General features: G+C 36.4%; 12 protein-coding genes and 2 rRNA genes. 6 read left to right on the top strand and 8 right to left on the bottom strand.

Annotated elements, in window-relative coordinates; genetic code table 11:
• The first annotated feature begins 148 nt into the window (after positions 1-148).
• Positions 149-2,928, top strand: a 23S ribosomal RNA gene (locus WEEVI_RS09905).
• Positions 2,929-3,038: 110 nt separating this feature from the next.
• A 5S ribosomal RNA gene (rrf, locus tag WEEVI_RS09910) occupies positions 3,039-3,146 on the top strand.
• Positions 3,147-3,548: 402 nt separating this feature from the next.
• Here the strand turns inward: rrf and WEEVI_RS09915 are convergent.
• The 4 genes from WEEVI_RS09915 to WEEVI_RS09930 form a co-directional block, all read right to left on the bottom strand.
• A complete protein-coding gene (locus tag WEEVI_RS09915; protein ID WP_013599000.1) occupies positions 3,549-4,433 on the bottom strand; it encodes a Ppx/GppA phosphatase family protein in 885 nt (294 codons plus the stop codon).
• Positions 4,423-6,486: a polyphosphate kinase 1 gene (ppk1, locus tag WEEVI_RS09920; RefSeq protein ID WP_013599001.1), complete on the bottom strand. Its 2,064-nt coding sequence runs from the start codon at positions 6,484-6,486 to the stop codon at positions 4,423-4,425. The genes WEEVI_RS09915 and ppk1 overlap by 11 nt, the downstream gene beginning before the upstream one ends.
• Positions 6,483-6,965, bottom strand: a complete 483-nt coding sequence (locus tag WEEVI_RS09925; RefSeq protein WP_013599002.1) for a SixA phosphatase family protein — start codon at positions 6,963-6,965, stop codon at positions 6,483-6,485. The genes ppk1 and WEEVI_RS09925 overlap by 4 nt, the downstream gene beginning before the upstream one ends.
• Before the next feature lie 65 nt (positions 6,966-7,030).
• Complete coding sequence (locus WEEVI_RS09930; RefSeq protein ID WP_013599003.1) at positions 7,031-7,486, bottom strand: acyl-CoA thioesterase; 456 nt, start codon at positions 7,484-7,486, stop codon at positions 7,031-7,033.
• 249 nt (positions 7,487-7,735) lie between these two features.
• On the opposite strand from WEEVI_RS09930, the gene WEEVI_RS09935 reads away from it, so the two are divergent.
• Together WEEVI_RS09935 and WEEVI_RS09940 are read left to right on the top strand one after the other, a co-directional pair.
• On the top strand, positions 7,736-8,293 hold the full coding sequence (locus WEEVI_RS09935; protein WP_169308972.1) for a tRNA methyl transferase PRC-barrel domain-containing protein: 558 nt from the start codon (positions 7,736-7,738) through the stop codon (positions 8,291-8,293).
• Positions 8,290-10,065 (top strand): endonuclease, encoded by a 1,776-nt coding sequence (locus WEEVI_RS09940; RefSeq protein WP_013599004.1) that lies wholly within the window; start codon positions 8,290-8,292, stop codon positions 10,063-10,065. Before WEEVI_RS09935 ends, WEEVI_RS09940 begins: the two co-directional genes overlap by 4 nt.
• Positions 10,066-10,125: 60 nt before the next feature.
• Here the strand turns inward: WEEVI_RS09940 and ligA are convergent, their stop codons facing one another.
• Positions 10,126-12,117: an NAD-dependent DNA ligase LigA gene (gene ligA / locus WEEVI_RS09945; RefSeq protein ID WP_013599005.1), complete on the bottom strand. Its 1,992-nt coding sequence runs from the start codon at positions 12,115-12,117 to the stop codon at positions 10,126-10,128.
• A gap of 164 nt (positions 12,118-12,281) precedes the next feature.
• Here ligA and WEEVI_RS09950 point away from each other — a divergent pair, with 164 nt between their 5' ends.
• The gene (locus tag WEEVI_RS09950) at positions 12,282-12,515 is read left to right on the top strand and encodes a hypothetical protein (RefSeq protein ID WP_013599006.1); all 234 of its coding nucleotides are present in this window, start codon (positions 12,282-12,284) and stop codon (positions 12,513-12,515) included.
• 61 nt (positions 12,516-12,576) lie between these two features.
• On the opposite strand, the gene WEEVI_RS09955 is transcribed toward WEEVI_RS09950, so the two are convergent.
• The 3 genes from WEEVI_RS09955 to WEEVI_RS09965 form a co-directional block, all read right to left on the bottom strand.
• On the bottom strand, positions 12,577-13,764 hold the full coding sequence (locus tag WEEVI_RS09955) for an ABC transporter permease (protein WP_013599007.1): 1,188 nt from the start codon (positions 13,762-13,764) through the stop codon (positions 12,577-12,579).
• Positions 13,765-13,773: 9 nt separating this feature from the next.
• Positions 13,774-14,133: a 30S ribosome-binding factor RbfA gene (gene rbfA / locus WEEVI_RS09960; protein ID WP_013599008.1), complete on the bottom strand. Its 360-nt coding sequence runs from the start codon at positions 14,131-14,133 to the stop codon at positions 13,774-13,776.
• Between the two features lie 234 nt (positions 14,134-14,367).
• Positions 14,368-14,955: a hypothetical protein gene (locus WEEVI_RS09965; protein ID WP_013599009.1), complete on the bottom strand. Its 588-nt coding sequence runs from the start codon at positions 14,953-14,955 to the stop codon at positions 14,368-14,370.
• Between the two features lie 69 nt (positions 14,956-15,024).
• Here WEEVI_RS09965 and WEEVI_RS09970 point away from each other — a divergent pair, with 69 nt between their 5' ends.
• Complete coding sequence (locus WEEVI_RS09970) at positions 15,025-15,558, top strand: tetratricopeptide repeat protein (protein ID WP_013599010.1); 534 nt, start codon at positions 15,025-15,027, stop codon at positions 15,556-15,558.
• The last annotated feature ends 152 nt before the right edge of the window (positions 15,559-15,710 follow it).

A 15,710-nucleotide genomic window follows, 5' to 3' on the forward strand; every position in this document is an offset into this window, starting at 1 on the left:
TAGAAGACGATAAAACGATAAATCGAAAAAATAATTAACGAGTAAGATTAACAAGCACGACAATTAGTTGTGTACTACAGGTTTTTTATAATCAATTTATTATGAATTATTCATTAATATTTAAAATTTTATAGAAGGCCACTTGAGAAAAAAAGTTACAAAGGGCGTACGGCGGATGCCTAGGCTCTCAGAGGCGATGAAGGACGTGATAAGCTGCGATAAGCTGCGGGTATTGGCACATACGATTCGATCCGCAGATTTCCGAATGGGGCAACCCGTCAGGTTGAAGGCCTGACACCTATTAATTAGGGGCGAACGTGGGGAACTGAAACATCTAAGTACCCATAGGAAAAGAAATCAATTGAGATTCCGTCAGTAGTGGCGAGCGAACGCGGATTAGCCCATAAGATTATATAAGTTTAACAGAATAACCTGGAAAGGTTAACCGTAGAAGGTGATAGTCCTGTACGTGAAAGGCTTATATAATTGATATCGAGTAAGGCGGGACACGTGCAATCCTGTTTGAATATGGGGGGACCATCCTCCAAGGCTAAATACTCCTGAGAGACCGATAGTGAACTAGTACTGTGAAGGAAAGGTGAAAAGTATATCGAGAAGATAGTTGAAATAGAACCTGAAACCGTACGCCTACAAGCGGTCGGAGCCTATTTATGGTGACGGCGTGCCTTTTGCATAATGAGCCTACGAGTTAATGTTTCTGGCAAGGTTAAGCACTTCAGGTGCGCAGCCGTAGCGAAAGCGAGTCTTAATAGGGCGTATAGTCAGAGGTATTAGACGCGAAACCTTGTGATCTACCCATGGGCAGGTTGAAGCTTTGGTAACACAAAGTGGAGGACCGAACCCGTTGATGTTGAAAAATCTTGGGATGACCTGTGGGTAGGGGTGAAAGGCCAATCAAACTGGGAAATAGCTCGTACTCCCCGAAATGCATTTAGGTGCAGCGTTTAGTTAAGTATATTAGAGGTAGAGCTACTGATTGGATGCGGGGGCTTCACCGCCTACCAATTCCTGATAAACTCCGAATGCTAATATATGTTTCTAAGCAGTGAGGGCATGGGTGCTAAGGTCCATGTCTGAGAGGGAAAGAACCCAGACCATCAGCTAAGGTCCCCAAATGTATGCTAAGTTGATAAAACGCGGTTGGATTGCCCAGACAGCTAGGATGTTAGCTTGGAAGCAGCTATTCATTTAACGAGTGCGTAACAGCTCACTAGTCGAGCGATCCGGCATGGATAATAATCGGGCATAAGCATACTACCGAAGCTATGGATTACATATTATTATGTAGTGGTAGGGGAGCATTCTATCGGCGCTGAAGCAATTTTGTAAAGATTTGTGGAGCTTATAGAAAAGAAAATGTAGGCATGAGTAACGATAAAATCAGTGAGAAACTGATTCGCCGTAAGATCAAGGATTCCTAAGCTATGCTAATCAGCTTAGGGTTAGTCGGGTCCTAACATGTACCCATAAGGGGAAGTGGATGGCAAACGGGTTAATATTCCCGTACCTGCTCTCAATAAAAGTGACGGATGAATGTATTAGGTGCGTACTGACGGAATAGTACGTTGAACCTACGTAAAGTAGGGATAGTACACAAAGGCTTCGGCTGGCGTGATAATCCTAAGAATTTTGTTCCAAGAAATAGCGAGAGACGCAGCCCGTACCGTAAACCGACACAGGTGATCGAGGAGAGTATCCTCAGGCGCTCGAGTGAGTCGTGGTTAAGGAACTAGGCAAAATCGACCTGTAACTTCGGGAGAAAGGTCGCTCCGCTCCGGCGGAGCCTCAGTAAAAAGGCCCAGGCGACTGTTTATCAAAAACACAGAGCTTTGCAAAATCGAAAGATGACGTATAAGGCTTGACACCTGCCCGGTGCTGGAAGGTTAAGGAAGGTTGTTAGGGTAACCGAAGCAATTGACTGAAGCCCCAGTAAACGGCGGCCGTAACTATAACGGTCCTAAGGTAGCGAAATTCCTTGTCGGGTAAGTTCCGACCTGCACGAATGGTGTAACGATCTGGGCACTGTCTCAACCACGAGCTCGGTGAAATTGTAGTATCGGTGAAGATGCCGGTTAATCGCAACGGGACGAAAAGACCCTGTGAACCTTTACTATAGCTTCGTATTGACTTTGGGTAAATAATGTGTAGGATAGGTGGGAGACTATGAATTAGCATCGCCAGGTGTTAAGGAGTCGTTGTTGAAATACCACCCTTTATTTATCTGAAGCCTAACTCCTTTTAGGAGGACATTGCGTGGTGGGTAGTTTGACTGGGGTGGTCGCCTCCAAAAGCGTAACGGAGGCTTTCAAAGGTACCCTCAGCACGCTTGGTAACCGTGCGTAGAGTGTAATGGCATAAGGGTGCTTGACTGTGAGACCAACAAGTCGATCAGGTGCGAAAGCAGGACATAGTGATCCGGTGGTTCCGTATGGAAGGGCCATCGCTCAAAGGATAAAAGGTACTCCGGGGATAACAGGCTAGTCTCCCCCAAGAGCTCACATCGACGGGGAGGTTCGGCACCTCGATGTCGGCTCGTCACATCCTGGGGCTGGAGAAGGTCCCAAGGGTTGGGCTGTTCGCCCATTAAAGTGGCACGCGAGCTGGGTTCAGAACGTCGTGAGACAGTTCGGTCTCTATCTGTTGTGATCGTTAGAAGTTTGAGCGGACTTGACTCTAGTACGAGAGGACCGTGTTGAACAAACCTCTGGTGTATCAGTTGTACCGCCCGGTGCACTGCTGAGTAGCTACGTTTGGATGAGATAAGCACTGAAAGCATATAAGTGCGAAACTCGCCGCAAGATAAGACTTCTTTAAAGGGTCGTGGAAGACTACCACGTTGATAGGCTACAGATGTAAAGGCAGCGATGTCAAAGTCGAGTAGTACTAATTACCCATAGACTTTTTATTAAGTTATACACAACTAATTGGTTGTCTTTGTTAATCTTAAGCGTTAATACACAATATATTTTTATTGATTATCTCTATTGTTTAAAAATTTTCAGTATATCAAACAATATTTGGGTGATTATAGCTGCAGGGCTCACCTCTTCCCATTCCGAACAGAGAAGTTAAGCCTGCATGCGCCGATGGTACTGCTAATGCGGGAGAGTAGGTCGTCGCCAGTTTTTATTACAGAATCCTTATCCTTTTATTGGGTAAGGATTTTTTTGTTTTTAACTTAACTTATTACTTATTGTGTAATATCCCCTACCTCCATCAATGAATGTATTATCCGATGAATCTATGCATCAGCTTGTAGGTTTTAACTCAAGAACTATCTTTTCTACTTCATCCTACTGAAATCTTAATCTATACGAAACAAAAAATCATTGCCAGTTGACAATGATTTTCTAGTTGTGGTCTTGTTAATTTTCTTATTTATCGAGGTATTTTTAACATTAAAATCAGACTACTCATATTCGTTGTATTATGTTTTATTCTTGATACAATAACTGTCTACATATAGAATAGGATACTACGAAAATCAATCAATAAGAACTAAATAATTTTTTTTTATGATTATATTATTAGTTAATTTCTTTGTATAGGCTTCGAATAATACCGTCGGATAAACCAATTTTCGGAACATGTATTCTTTTAGCATGTGACCATTTGGCAACTTTATTATAGATTTCTAATGCATAGACCACGACATCAGCACGATCGGGTTTCATGTTATATGTTTGCATTCGTTCTTCGGGGGTAAGTTTTAATAGGTTTTTGTGATGCCGATTTGTATAGAGAACACTCATAGGCGTCCCCAGTTTTACACCCGAATATTTGTACACGTGATTGATATTTCCTCCTGCACCGATAAGCTCTATACTTTCTTCTTTGATGGTATCTTGTATCCACTGTTGCATTTCTGGAAATACATTTTTCTTCTCGCGATGTTCTAATAGTCGTACAGTTCCTACTTCAAATGATCTAGATGTGATAACTTTGTTGTTTTTTAGGTATGTTAATTCACTAGATCCACCACCCACATCTACATATAGAAAGGCTTTGTCTTGTTGTAAAAATTGATTTAATCCGGCTGAAAAGAGCATTTCAGCTTCGGTTTTACCATCAATAATTTCTACACATATACCGGTTTTTTTTTCTATTGTGCGCAATATTTTTTTCCCATTTTTGGCTTCGCGCATAGCCGATGTAGCACAAGCTTTGTAGTCTTCTATTCCGTAAACTTTCATCATTAGGGCATACGATTTCATTGCATCAATCATACGGTCTATATTTTCTTGCGAAATTTCACTTTCGGTAAACACATCATGCCCTAACCGAATTGGCATCCGAACTAAACTTGTTTTATTGAAAACAGGGTCTTTATCGGGTTGTTCGTATATATAATTTATCAATAATCGTATGGCGTTAGATCCAATATCTATCGCGGCAAGTTTTCTAATTTTCATCTCCTTCTTCTAATTGTTGTAAATAATCGTAAATCGTAAATTGAGAACGATTATGAGGTAAATCATTTATTTGATAGGTTAAACTTGTTGTTTTATCGTGTATACGAGCCTTTACATTGTCAGTAAAACTAAGATCGAATGTATCCATGACTATTTGTTTTAGTTTTGGATCTTCTATTGGGCATGCAACCTCTATTCTAAAATCTAAATTACGCTCCATGATATCGGCCGATGAAATATAGACCGAATTTTCTCCTCCGTTGCAAAACCAATAGACACGTGGATGTTCTAAAAATTTATCGACGACGCTGATGCTATGAATTTTATCTGATAAATCTTTTTCTTGTGGAATCAAACAATGAATTCCACGTACAACTAATCTTACCGGAACGCCTTTGCTTGAAGCTTCATAAAGTAAATCGATTATATTTTTATCGCTAAGACTATTTAGTTTAAGATTTATCCCTGCTGGTAAGCCTTTTTGTTTATTTTTGATTTCTCGTTTAATGAACTTCACCAATCTTTTTCTAGTCTGAAATGGAGAAACCATTAGCTTTTTGTACGAATGTGAAAGGTAATTTGCACCGAAAAAATTGAATAAACCTTCTATTTCATTCGTAATTTCTGGTTTAGAAGTGAAAAATGTATAATCCGTATATACTTTTGCTGTCCCTGCATGGAAGTTCCCAGTACTGATGAATGCATATTTTTGCGATAGGCCTTCCTCAGCTTCACGTTCTATATAACCAATTTTCGAGTGTACTTTGAGACCAGGCACACCAAAAATAACATGCACGCCTGCATCTTGTAGACGTTTCGACCAATTGACATTATTGGCTTCATCAAATCGTGCTCGCAATTCTAGAACAGTGGTAACATCTTTTCCATTGATTGCTGCATTGATCAGCGAATTCAGTACTTGAGAATCTTTGGCGACACGATAGATGGTGATTTTTATTTTTTTAACTTTCGGATCTATTGCAGCTTCGCGTAAAAACTTCAGAAACAACGAGTAATCATGATACGGTGCATACATCAAATGATCATTTTTACTAAAATATCTGAAAAATGATTTTTCTGCAAAGGCTTTCTTTTGTTGGATTGGTGTAATTTTAGGGTAGGTGAGATCCTTTCTACCAAAGGTCGGGAATTTCATCAAATCACTTTTGTTATGGTATTTCCCTCCTGGATTGATACTGTCAAATTCATCTAAATTTAATTTCTTTAGGATATAATTCAACGTATCATCTGCAATTTCTCGGTCATAAACCATGCGAACTGGTTCACCTTTTTTACGACCTTCGAGTCCGATAGAAATTTTCTCTAAGATGGTATGTTCCAGATCGTTATCGATATCCAACTCAGAATCTCGGGTAATTTTGATAGAATGCGCTTCGATCTCATCAAAATCAAAAATCTTGAAAATATCATTCAAATGATAACGAATTATATCTTCAATAAATATAACATACTGATTGTCATCAAATTTTGGCAGAAGAATGAAACGCGAAAACAAATTCGTAGGCACAGAAACAATCGCATATTTAGGTTGTCCTTTGATCATCATTTTCACTGCTAAATAAAAGTTTCCATCGCGCAATTGTGGTGCTTTCAGGTAATCGTCCAAAATCATTACGCCAATTGTATGATCGAAATCTCGATAAAAAATATCTTTCATAAAACCGATTAATTCTTTTGGAATATTAAGATGATCGACCACATGAATTTTTTCTTCCTTTAGCTTTTCGAGCAAAACTTCATATAATTCATCATATAAAATTCGTTGTTCGCTTACGGTTTTATTAATCTCTTCGATTAGTTCTTCATCGGTTTGTTGTTCGCAGATATTTTTGTATACTTTCTCTACATTTTTTAGTTCTATAGAACGTAAAATAGCCGAATAACGCACAGAATAAAACTCATCTAAGTTATTAGAATAAATACCTAAAAAACGGATGCGCTCTAAAAGTGGTACAGTAGGATCAGCAGCTTCTTGCAAAACTCGCGCATTGAAGCGTAGCCAACTTAATTCTCGGTTGATATATTTTATCATATTAAAATTTCTTTAGGATTAACAAGGTGTTTCAACTTTCCTTTTCTTAATTTCGACCATTCAACTTGCTCAAACTGCATAATAGCTACTCCCGAGGTCCATAAATTATCCAAATAATCGTCGGTAAATGTATTGATAAAATGGGTGAAACAGGGATTATGACCAAAGAGTATTATTTTGTTTTGGGTGGGTATTGTTTTTATCCACTTGACTAGTTCTGAGGTGGAGAAAGTGTATAGTTTTTCATCATAAATAATTTCTTTCTTAGACCATATCGAAGCCGAAATTTCGGCTGTTTGTTTTGCTCGTTTTGCAGTGCTGCTGTAGAGTGTATAATCGTTTAAATCTTGATGGATCTGTAGATATTGTGCAACTGCAGTGGTCCGTTCTATACCACGATCATTTATTGATCGATGGTGATCTTCTACTTGCTCGTCCCAACGACTTTTACCATGTCTAAAAAGGATTAATTCTTTCATTTTTAGCAGGATGTAAATTCTACTAGTTAAGATAATAAAAACTTTATTTATTTACTCCGAAAATTTTATAGCAAAGCAGGTTCGTATTCGATCATATTGGTGCGTAACCAAGAAGGAATTTCGATTGATTTATTGGCCATCGTATCAATCAAAACTTGGGTAGAATATCCAACTGCATGGATGATCGGCTGTCCAGTTTCTTCATTGTCACTAATGATAATATATTGAAAATCAAAACTTTTTGTGCCGATATTACAGGTTCTCATCCCAAGGCGGACATTTTTGGCAGTCATGCGAATTTCTCGTAAATAGTTACAAGAGATTTTTGCGATTACAAACATATGTTTGCTCCAATCCCATTTTTGTGAAATTTCGGTCATATAGCTTCCTCGACCAATCTGAAAGTACTCTATATAATAAACATTATTCACGTGTCCGATAGGATCTAAATCATTCCAACGAATTTCTAAAGGCCTAAAAAATTTAAAATCCTCTAACTCAACGCGTTCTTTTCCTAGCATAATTTTTTAATTTTTCTTTTGGAAATATACAAATGTTTTTGCTCTTTTTATTTGTTCTAGTATATGTTTTAACATAGGTTTAATAGCATATTTTTTGCAATTAGGTAGAAGAATAAACAGGATCATATAACTGTTTCGAGTAAGTGTATTTTTTTTTATTCTTAATACTTAGCTAACATAGACACAGCAGAAAGTAATTATCTTTGTCGGCTTTTTGAGAATAAATTATTTATTGAAATACGAATGGGAATGACTCGAAAAAAGGGACAAATAGTCGAAATTCCGGCAAATTCGAAGCTTTATACGAAAGAATTTCCAAGCTTTGATACTGAAATAGAAACAATAAAATGGAATTGCGAGAAAAGAAACTATTCTCTTTTTGATGGGATTTTGGTAGGAGAGCACGAAGGTTTAGAGAATTATCAATACGGTCAGCGAAAGCAATTAACCTCTGGTGGTTTTCAGTTACCGATGTATGTTATTGGATTCGATTTTGTCGAAAATAGACTTTTTGTAGGGCAAGGAAAAAATCATCCAGGGTTGAGAACTTCTTTTTTTTGCATTCCGAAAAATCGATTATCGATTGATGAAAATAATAAAAAATTATTAACACAACAGGTTTCTTTTCAATTGAAAAATGCCTTTACTTTCAACTTTATTTCAACTAAAGTTTATTTATCTCAAGATACGATCTATTTCTGGTTTGATGAAGAAATCTCACTGCAGTTTTTCAATTATCCAACCGAAATATGTCTTGATAACCAATTGATTGGAGTAATAAAGACAATTAATAAAATGTTTATATGAAGTTTAAAATTTCTATTCTTGCAAGTGCTTTTGCTTTTTTATTGTATGGCCAAAGTGCTCCTACTTATTATAATTCTGTAGATTTTAATAAGACCAAAAACGAACTGAAAAATAATCTTGCTTCACTAATTACAAACACGCATACGAAAGTAATTAGCTATAGTGAATTGAAAGATCTTCTAAAAATTAGTGATGTGGATCCTCACAACTCTTCTAATTTATTGTTAATATACGGATCTAAAAGCCATGGGGAACATCAAAGAAGTAGAGCTATTGGAGGATCTTGGAATCGTGAACACGTGTATGCAAAATCGAAAGGTACACCCAATTTAGGGACAACGGGACCAGGAGCAGACGGACATCATTTGCGTCCGGCAGATCCTAAGTTGAACAGTACGAGAGGAAATTTATCTTTTGACGATGGGCAAGGTAGCATGGCCTACAAAACTCCACGTGGAGGATGGTTCCCTGGTGATGAATGGAAAGGTGATGTTGCGAGAATATTGATGTATATGTATGTACGTTACGATAAACGTGCTTTGCCCTTGAACATTACTTTTGCTCCTGCAACATATTCTGATGATTTTCCTGATATTCTATTAAAATGGAATGTAGAGGATCCTGTCTCTGATTTCGAAATTCAACGCAATAACATTGTTGCTCAAACACAAGGGAACAGAAATCCATTTATCGATAATCCATATTTGGCAACAGTGATTTGGGGTGGGCCAGATGCTCAAAATACTTGGCCAGACACTTTGAATGGCGGAAATACTTCTACTGATACCGAATCGCCGACTGCACCGACAAACCTGAAGGTTACCGATACGCAAGAAAATAGTATTTCACTTACCTGGGATGCTTCTGTTGATAATGTTGCAGTAAATCATTACGAAGTGTATGTGGACGGTAATTATAGGCTTACTGTTTACTCTACCGAAGCCAAAATTACTGGATTAGAAGCCGGACGCACTTATTCTTTTTATGTTATCGCAAAAGATGCAGCCGGGAACAAATCAGAAAATAGCCAAACTATTCAGGCAAAAACAAACGAAATCAATGGCGGAGGAAATAATAATGAAACTTCTTGTGGATTCGAAGATTTTTCTAATGTAGTATCTACCGGTAGTACACCACCAGCTTCTAGCTATAGCGACCGCACATGGAGTAATAACGGAATTGTCTGGACAGCAACCAACGCCCGTACCGATAGTCAGATTTATATTGATGGGGTTGATAACAAAGCAATTTGCATGCGCAAAGGTTCGCTAACTTCATCTAAAATTTCTGGTGGAATTGGATCTTTATCAGTAAAAACTTATTTGCCCTTCAACGATTCAGAAGGTACGTATACCTTATTGATCAATGGGGAAGAAAAAGGACAAATTCCTTATTCGAAAAATCCTAAAACACATACCATATCAGACATCAATGTTGAAGGTGATATCGTAATCGAGTTGGTGGATAATAAGACGAATAATCGTGTATCTTTCGATAACTTATCTTGGACATGCTACTCGAAATTAGGAACAAATAACGAAGTCTCTGCAACAAGTTCGATTGTTATATATCCGAATCCAGTTTTGCAAAATGAAATTTTTGTAGACGGATTATCTGCTGAAACTTCTCTTCAAATTTTCGATGTAAATGGCCGTATAGTGCAAACAATAGATAAGGTGAAAAATCGCACTAAAATTCGTCTAAATAACTTACCAAAAGGAGTTTACATTGTAAAAGTAACTAATGAGTATAAAAAGATTATTGTAAAATAATTTTGGTAGGAAATCCTAAAAATAAAAGGTCTGATTTTTTTCAGACCTTTTTTTATTGCATTAATTATTGTTAATGAGTTCGAGAAATTCACCTTCTGTGAGTACCGTAATTTTTAGTTCTTCGGCTTTTTTTAGTTTGCTTCCTGCTTTTTCACCGGCAATTAAATAATCGAGATTTTTACTCACAGCAGAAAGGTTTTTACCACCGTGTTCTTCGACCAATTTTTGGGCTTCTGCTCGAGTAAATTTCGTTAGACTTCCGGTAAAAAGAAATGTTTTTCCCGTTAACTTATCAGAAATTGGTGTTTGTTCTTTACCTAATTCTAGTGATAATCCATACGTCTTCAAACGATCAATCAACTCGAGATGTTCTTCTTTATCGAAGTAAGCAATTATCGATTGTGCAATTTTTTCTCCAATATCTTCCACCAATATCAACTCATCATACGTTGCTTTCTTTAGACTTTCCATAGTCCCGAAATGTAATGCTAATTTCTTGGCTACAGTATTGCCCACATGTCGAATTCCTAAGCCATACAATAATCGTTCGAAAGATTGTTGTTTAGAGTTCTCAATCGCATCGATAATATTTTGTGCAGACTTTTCTGCCATTCGTTCGAGAGGTAAAATCATCTCTTTGGTCAAGGTATAGAAGTCAGCAACATTATTCACCAAACCTGCTTCGTGTAAAAGTATTGCTGTTTCACTACCAATGCTTTCGATATCCATTGCTTTTCTAGAAACAAAATGTTCCAATCGTCCAATTATTTGTGGCGGGCAACCGTCCTCGTTCAGACAGTAATGCAAGGCTTCGCCTTCGCCTCTCACCAGTTTCGTTCCGCACGAAGGACAATTCTCGATGTACCGTATTTCTTCAGTTCCGGCAGGGCGAACATCGGTATTAACACCAACAATTTTTGGAATAATTTCTCCACCTTTTTCTACATATACCTGATCGCCAATCCGAATATCTAATTTTTTGATAATATCTTCATTATGCAAAGAAGCTCTTCTTATTATGGTTCCGGCCAATTGTACGGGATGCAAATTGGCTACGGGTGTGATAGCACCTGTTCTACCTACTTGATATGTAATGCTTTCTAAGGTTGTTTCTGCTGCTTCTGCTTTAAACTTGTAGGCAACTGCCCATCGGGGTGATTTCGATGTATAGCCCAATTCTTCTTGTTGTGCAAAAGAGTTGACTTTTATAACAATCCCATCAATTTCAAACGGCAATTGATGACGCTTGCTTTCCCATTTTGTTATGTAAGCTATAATTTCTTCTAAATTGGAACAAAGGCTGGCAGTTTCTGGAATTTTAAAACCAAGCTCTTTGGCTTTTTCGATCATTGTCCATTGTTCATCAAAACCTAAATTTTCACCTACAAATGCATAAGGAAAGCATTGCAAACCTCGTTTAGCAACCTCGGCACTGTCTTGTAACTTTAGCGAACCAGACGCTGTATTCCTCGGATTGGCGTATAAAAGTAAACCTTCATCTTTGCGTTGTTCATTTATTTTATCAAAGGTTTTTATCGGTATGGTAATTTCACCACGCATATAGAACTTTGTAGGATAGGAGCCTCGCAAAATAAGCGGCAAAGACGTGATTGTTTTTACATTAGCGGTAATGTCATCGCCCTGTGTGCCATCACCACGGGTTACAGCTTGTGTCAATTTTCCGTTCTCGTATAAGATACTTATTGATGCACCATCATATTTTAGTTCACAAACAAAGGTGGGATTTTCTATATTTTTGTATACTCGAGCAATCCATTGTTTCAGTTCTTCTATAGAATACGAGTTGTCGAGCGAATACATTTGATACTCATGGGAGATGGTTGGGAAGTTTTTGGTAATGCTGCCACCAACTCGAACGGTAGGAGAATTTGGGTCAGAAAATTCTGGGTGTTCTTTTTCTAGTTTTTGAAGTTCTTTTAGTTTCAAATCAAACTCAAAATCAGAAATACTCGGCTGATCCAACACATAGTATCGATAATTGTGCTGGTGTAATTCTTCTCGTAATGCAAGAATTCTCTGTTGCGTATCCATAAATAATATAAAATTCTACAAACAAATATAAAAACTAAGCACAGAATTAAGATGCTTTTTTACTTGCTTTCTGGCTAGAAATTTTGATTGAATACATTTTTGGCGAAGTATTTGAGGAATTTAACTAAATTTATATTCAAAATTAATGTATAAACCCTATTGACATGAATAATATTTTAGAGGTACTTGACACCAAATCGAAAGAATTAGGAAATACAGTTTCAATTACTACTACAGGTGCAGCTTTGGGGATTGCAGTAGCAAAAGCAATCGAAAAAAACCAAAAAGTAGGTGCTCTTGTTGGGATTGGGCTTGGATTATTAACCTATGCATTGTTCAAACCTCATGAAGAGAAAGTAAAAATCGTGTTAGATGATTTTGAAGAAGAGTTAGCCTAAAGAATAATACGCTTGAAGAACCGAATTTTCAAGCGTATTTTTTTATGATAGTATAGTATATTTATTTCACTTGTTTGGCCATGAGCCAACTAACAAACGAGCCGATTGCTAAAACCGTTGTGCTAACCACAAGAAAGTTACTCAGTGTAAAGGTAAATGGAAAGGCGACGTACGGGGCTGCGTAAATCAGCGGATAATGTATTTGTATATACCCTAGGATGGAGGCAATTATTAGCCCAAGAATCATTGCGGTTGAAGTGATAATTAAACCAGTAAAGAAAAATATTCGTCGAATATTTTTTCGGGTCATCCCGAAACTATACATCGTTTTTATTTCTTCTCTTTTGTCTATAATTATAATGATAATGGTACCAGCAAGATTAAAACAAGCAATGATTATTACCAGCGTGAAAATCATGTAAATAATAAGATTTTCGATATTCATTACCTTCAGAAAAGCCGCATCCAGATCTTGTCTGGTTTGGATAGTATACTCCGGACCTATTTGTTTTGCTATTTCTTTTTTGATTTGGTTTAGGTTCTTCTTACCGTTGGTTTTAAGTTCTAGAGAATAAGCATCTTTTGATGAAAGATTGAGCATTTCTTGTCCTAAAGCAAGCGGAGCAAAAAGATGTTTATCGTATTGGTCATTTAAGAAAAAAATACCCGAATTGAAGGCTTCTTGCATCACAAAACCGTCCTCAGCTTGTTTGATGAGTTGGGTTCCAGCTTTGGGCATGATGAGCCGAATCGGTAATTCATTATCGATGTATATCTTGAGGCGAGTTCCTATTCCTTCCGAAGCAATAACTTCGTACGGGCGTTGAGATGAATCGAAAAGCCGCCCAGCAATAATTGTTGTATCAAATTTATTGTTTGTTAAGAATTGATTATCAACACTTTTAAGGTATGCGATATCTTCTAATCCATTGTATTGGATGTATACTTTTTCTTCGATAACTTTTGCGTAAGAAGCTATAGAGGGTTGTTTTTTTATTTTACTTTCGAGCTGATCGATATTCGGTAAACGTTTTCCACTTGCTGGTGAAATTTTCAGTTCTGGATTAACATCACTCAAAAAACGTATATTCATTTTTTCTAGCCCAGAAAATACAGATAAAATTACCAATAAAGCAGCAGTTGCTACCATGATTGCAATTACAGCAATGGTGGTAATTATATTGACTGCATTGGTATTGGTTTTCGAAAAAAAGTAACGTTTTGCAATATAAAACGGAATATTCCTCATCGCAAAAGTCTATAATATAGGGTTGTTACCTTTGCCAGAGAGTGCACGATCGATTTTGTCCATTTCGTCTAACGTGGGATCTAATCTGAAAATTAGCTCTGGTGTTAGACGCATGTTTTTGGCAGCTCCTTTGGATAAAATTCCTCTGAAATAAGGAGCTTGTGTGTTGATCTCTTGTAAGATTTCGTCTTTTTTATCGTTAGGGAATATACTAATAAAAACTTTCGCGATACTCAGGTCAGGGGTAACTTTAACTTCTGTTACACTAACTAAATTTCCAGGAAAAAGTTCCGAAGCCCATTTTCTGAAGGCTTCTGCCAGTTCTTCTTGAAATAATTTCCCTACTTTTTGCTGTCTATTACTATCCAAAATCTACATTTTTTTTGTTATCTGCCAAAGGTACATAATTTTAGTGCAAAACTTCAATACCTATAAAAGTATATGTGTATAACGAAAATTTTTAGGCAATTATCGGTATTATTTTCCATCTTTTTTTTGTTCGAATTCGAGTTTTGGAGGAGCTCCAATTCGTATATACTTTTGTCAATTTCATTTTAAAAAAGAGAGTAAAGACTTTTGGTAACATTTCGTCTAAATAAAATCTTAGAAAGAACGTTTATTTATTTCAAAAATCTCAAAATCTTTCGTTAAGTTAACTGTTACTAATTCCTGTTTTATTGTAACTTTATTATTCTTTACTTCGATTATTTTGGTAGGAAAATAAACTGTACTTATCTTATTATAACTTTGTAGATAACGCTGTTCATTGAGGTGTAAAATAATCGAATACCAAGCATCCAAAGGTTGATACACAAGATAATAAACCGAGTACAAATCATCGTGACCTGGTTGAGTAATGATTGACAATTGAAAAGAGTCGAGTTCTATTTTATCTTTGCAATATATAATTATTTGATTATCACAATATTTGTCATCTTTCAGTAAAACAGACTGTTTAAGTGATATACCAAATTCATTCATTTCTATATTTTCAAATTGGTAGGTAATGGGATCGATCCAAACTTCATAAGAAGATTTAGGAGATATGGTAGTCGTAAAATCATCAATCAACCGATCATATATCTTTTTTTTTAGGCTAAAAAGATTTGTTTCTTGTGCCGAAATTGTTGTATATATTAGACCAAGAAATAACATAAAAACGCGATGCATCATATGAAAAAGGTTAAACATCAAAAATACATTTTTTAGCTGAGAATAGTCGATTATCTTTACAAAACCATTCAGTAAAGCTTTAAAAAAATGAATCAAGTCGAAATCCTTTATTTAGATGTTAATAAATTGATAGAACAAAATGATTTGAGTAAAGCATATGTTCTTTTATATGAAATATTATCGATAGATCCTGGTTATGCAAGAGCTCATAATTATTTAGGCTGGATTTATGAAATACAATTCAAGGATTTTGCCAAAGCAAAACGACACTATGAGTTGGCTATAAAATTCTCTCCAGAGGATTTTCCTGCCTCCTACGTGAATTATGTATATTTACTATTACGGTTTAATGAACTGGTCGAAGCAGAAGTTATGATCAATCGAGCACTCTCTATCCCAGGCGTAGATTATGCCACGCTTTTCTATCAAAAAGGTCGAATAATGGAGGATCGATTCAGGTTTCGTAAAGCTTATTTCTATTTTCGATCTGCTAAGATGAGAGCAAATGATGCAGATTTTATACGCATGATGGATTTAGAAATGGATCGTATTCGTCATAAGATGAGTAGCTTAGGGAAGATTATATCTTTGATTAGTGTATTTTTCAAACTTAAAGACTAATAAAAAAAATTTTTTCTTTATTAAATTGTTATAAATTAAAAAAATAGTCTATATTTGCATTTAGATAATTTATTCATAGTAGTATTTATGTTAATTCAATCAAACTTCAGATTGGTTAACTAAATATTTAAGAGTTTTTTATAGTAGTTTAG

The organism is Weeksella virosa DSM 16922 (assembly GCF_000189415.1).
In the GTDB taxonomy this organism is placed as follows: Bacteria; Bacteroidota; Bacteroidia; order Flavobacteriales; family Weeksellaceae; genus Weeksella; species Weeksella virosa.

Coding starts and splice junctions, on each gene's coding strand:
- WEEVI_RS09915 (WP_013599000.1), bottom strand. CDS start 4,433: ATGAAAATTAGAAAACTTGCCGCGATAGATATTGGATCTAACGCCATA.
- ppk1 (WP_013599001.1), bottom strand. CDS start 6,486: ATGATAAAATATATCAACCGAGAATTAAGTTGGCTACGCTTCAATGCG.
- WEEVI_RS09925 (WP_013599002.1), bottom strand. CDS start 6,965: ATGAAAGAATTAATCCTTTTTAGACATGGTAAAAGTCGTTGGGACGAG.
- WEEVI_RS09930 (WP_013599003.1), bottom strand. CDS start 7,486: ATGCTAGGAAAAGAACGCGTTGAGTTAGAGGATTTTAAATTTTTTAGG.
- WEEVI_RS09935 (WP_169308972.1), top strand. CDS start 7,736: ATGACTCGAAAAAAGGGACAAATAGTCGAAATTCCGGCAAATTCGAAG.
- WEEVI_RS09940 (WP_013599004.1), top strand. CDS start 8,290: ATGAAGTTTAAAATTTCTATTCTTGCAAGTGCTTTTGCTTTTTTATTG.
- ligA (WP_013599005.1), bottom strand. CDS start 12,117: ATGGATACGCAACAGAGAATTCTTGCATTACGAGAAGAATTACACCAG.
- WEEVI_RS09950 (WP_013599006.1), top strand. CDS start 12,282: ATGAATAATATTTTAGAGGTACTTGACACCAAATCGAAAGAATTAGGA.
- WEEVI_RS09955 (WP_013599007.1), bottom strand. CDS start 13,764: ATGAGGAATATTCCGTTTTATATTGCAAAACGTTACTTTTTTTCGAAA.
- WEEVI_RS09965 (WP_013599009.1), bottom strand. CDS start 14,955: ATGTTTAACCTTTTTCATATGATGCATCGCGTTTTTATGTTATTTCTT.
- WEEVI_RS09970 (WP_013599010.1), top strand. CDS start 15,025: ATGAATCAAGTCGAAATCCTTTATTTAGATGTTAATAAATTGATAGAA.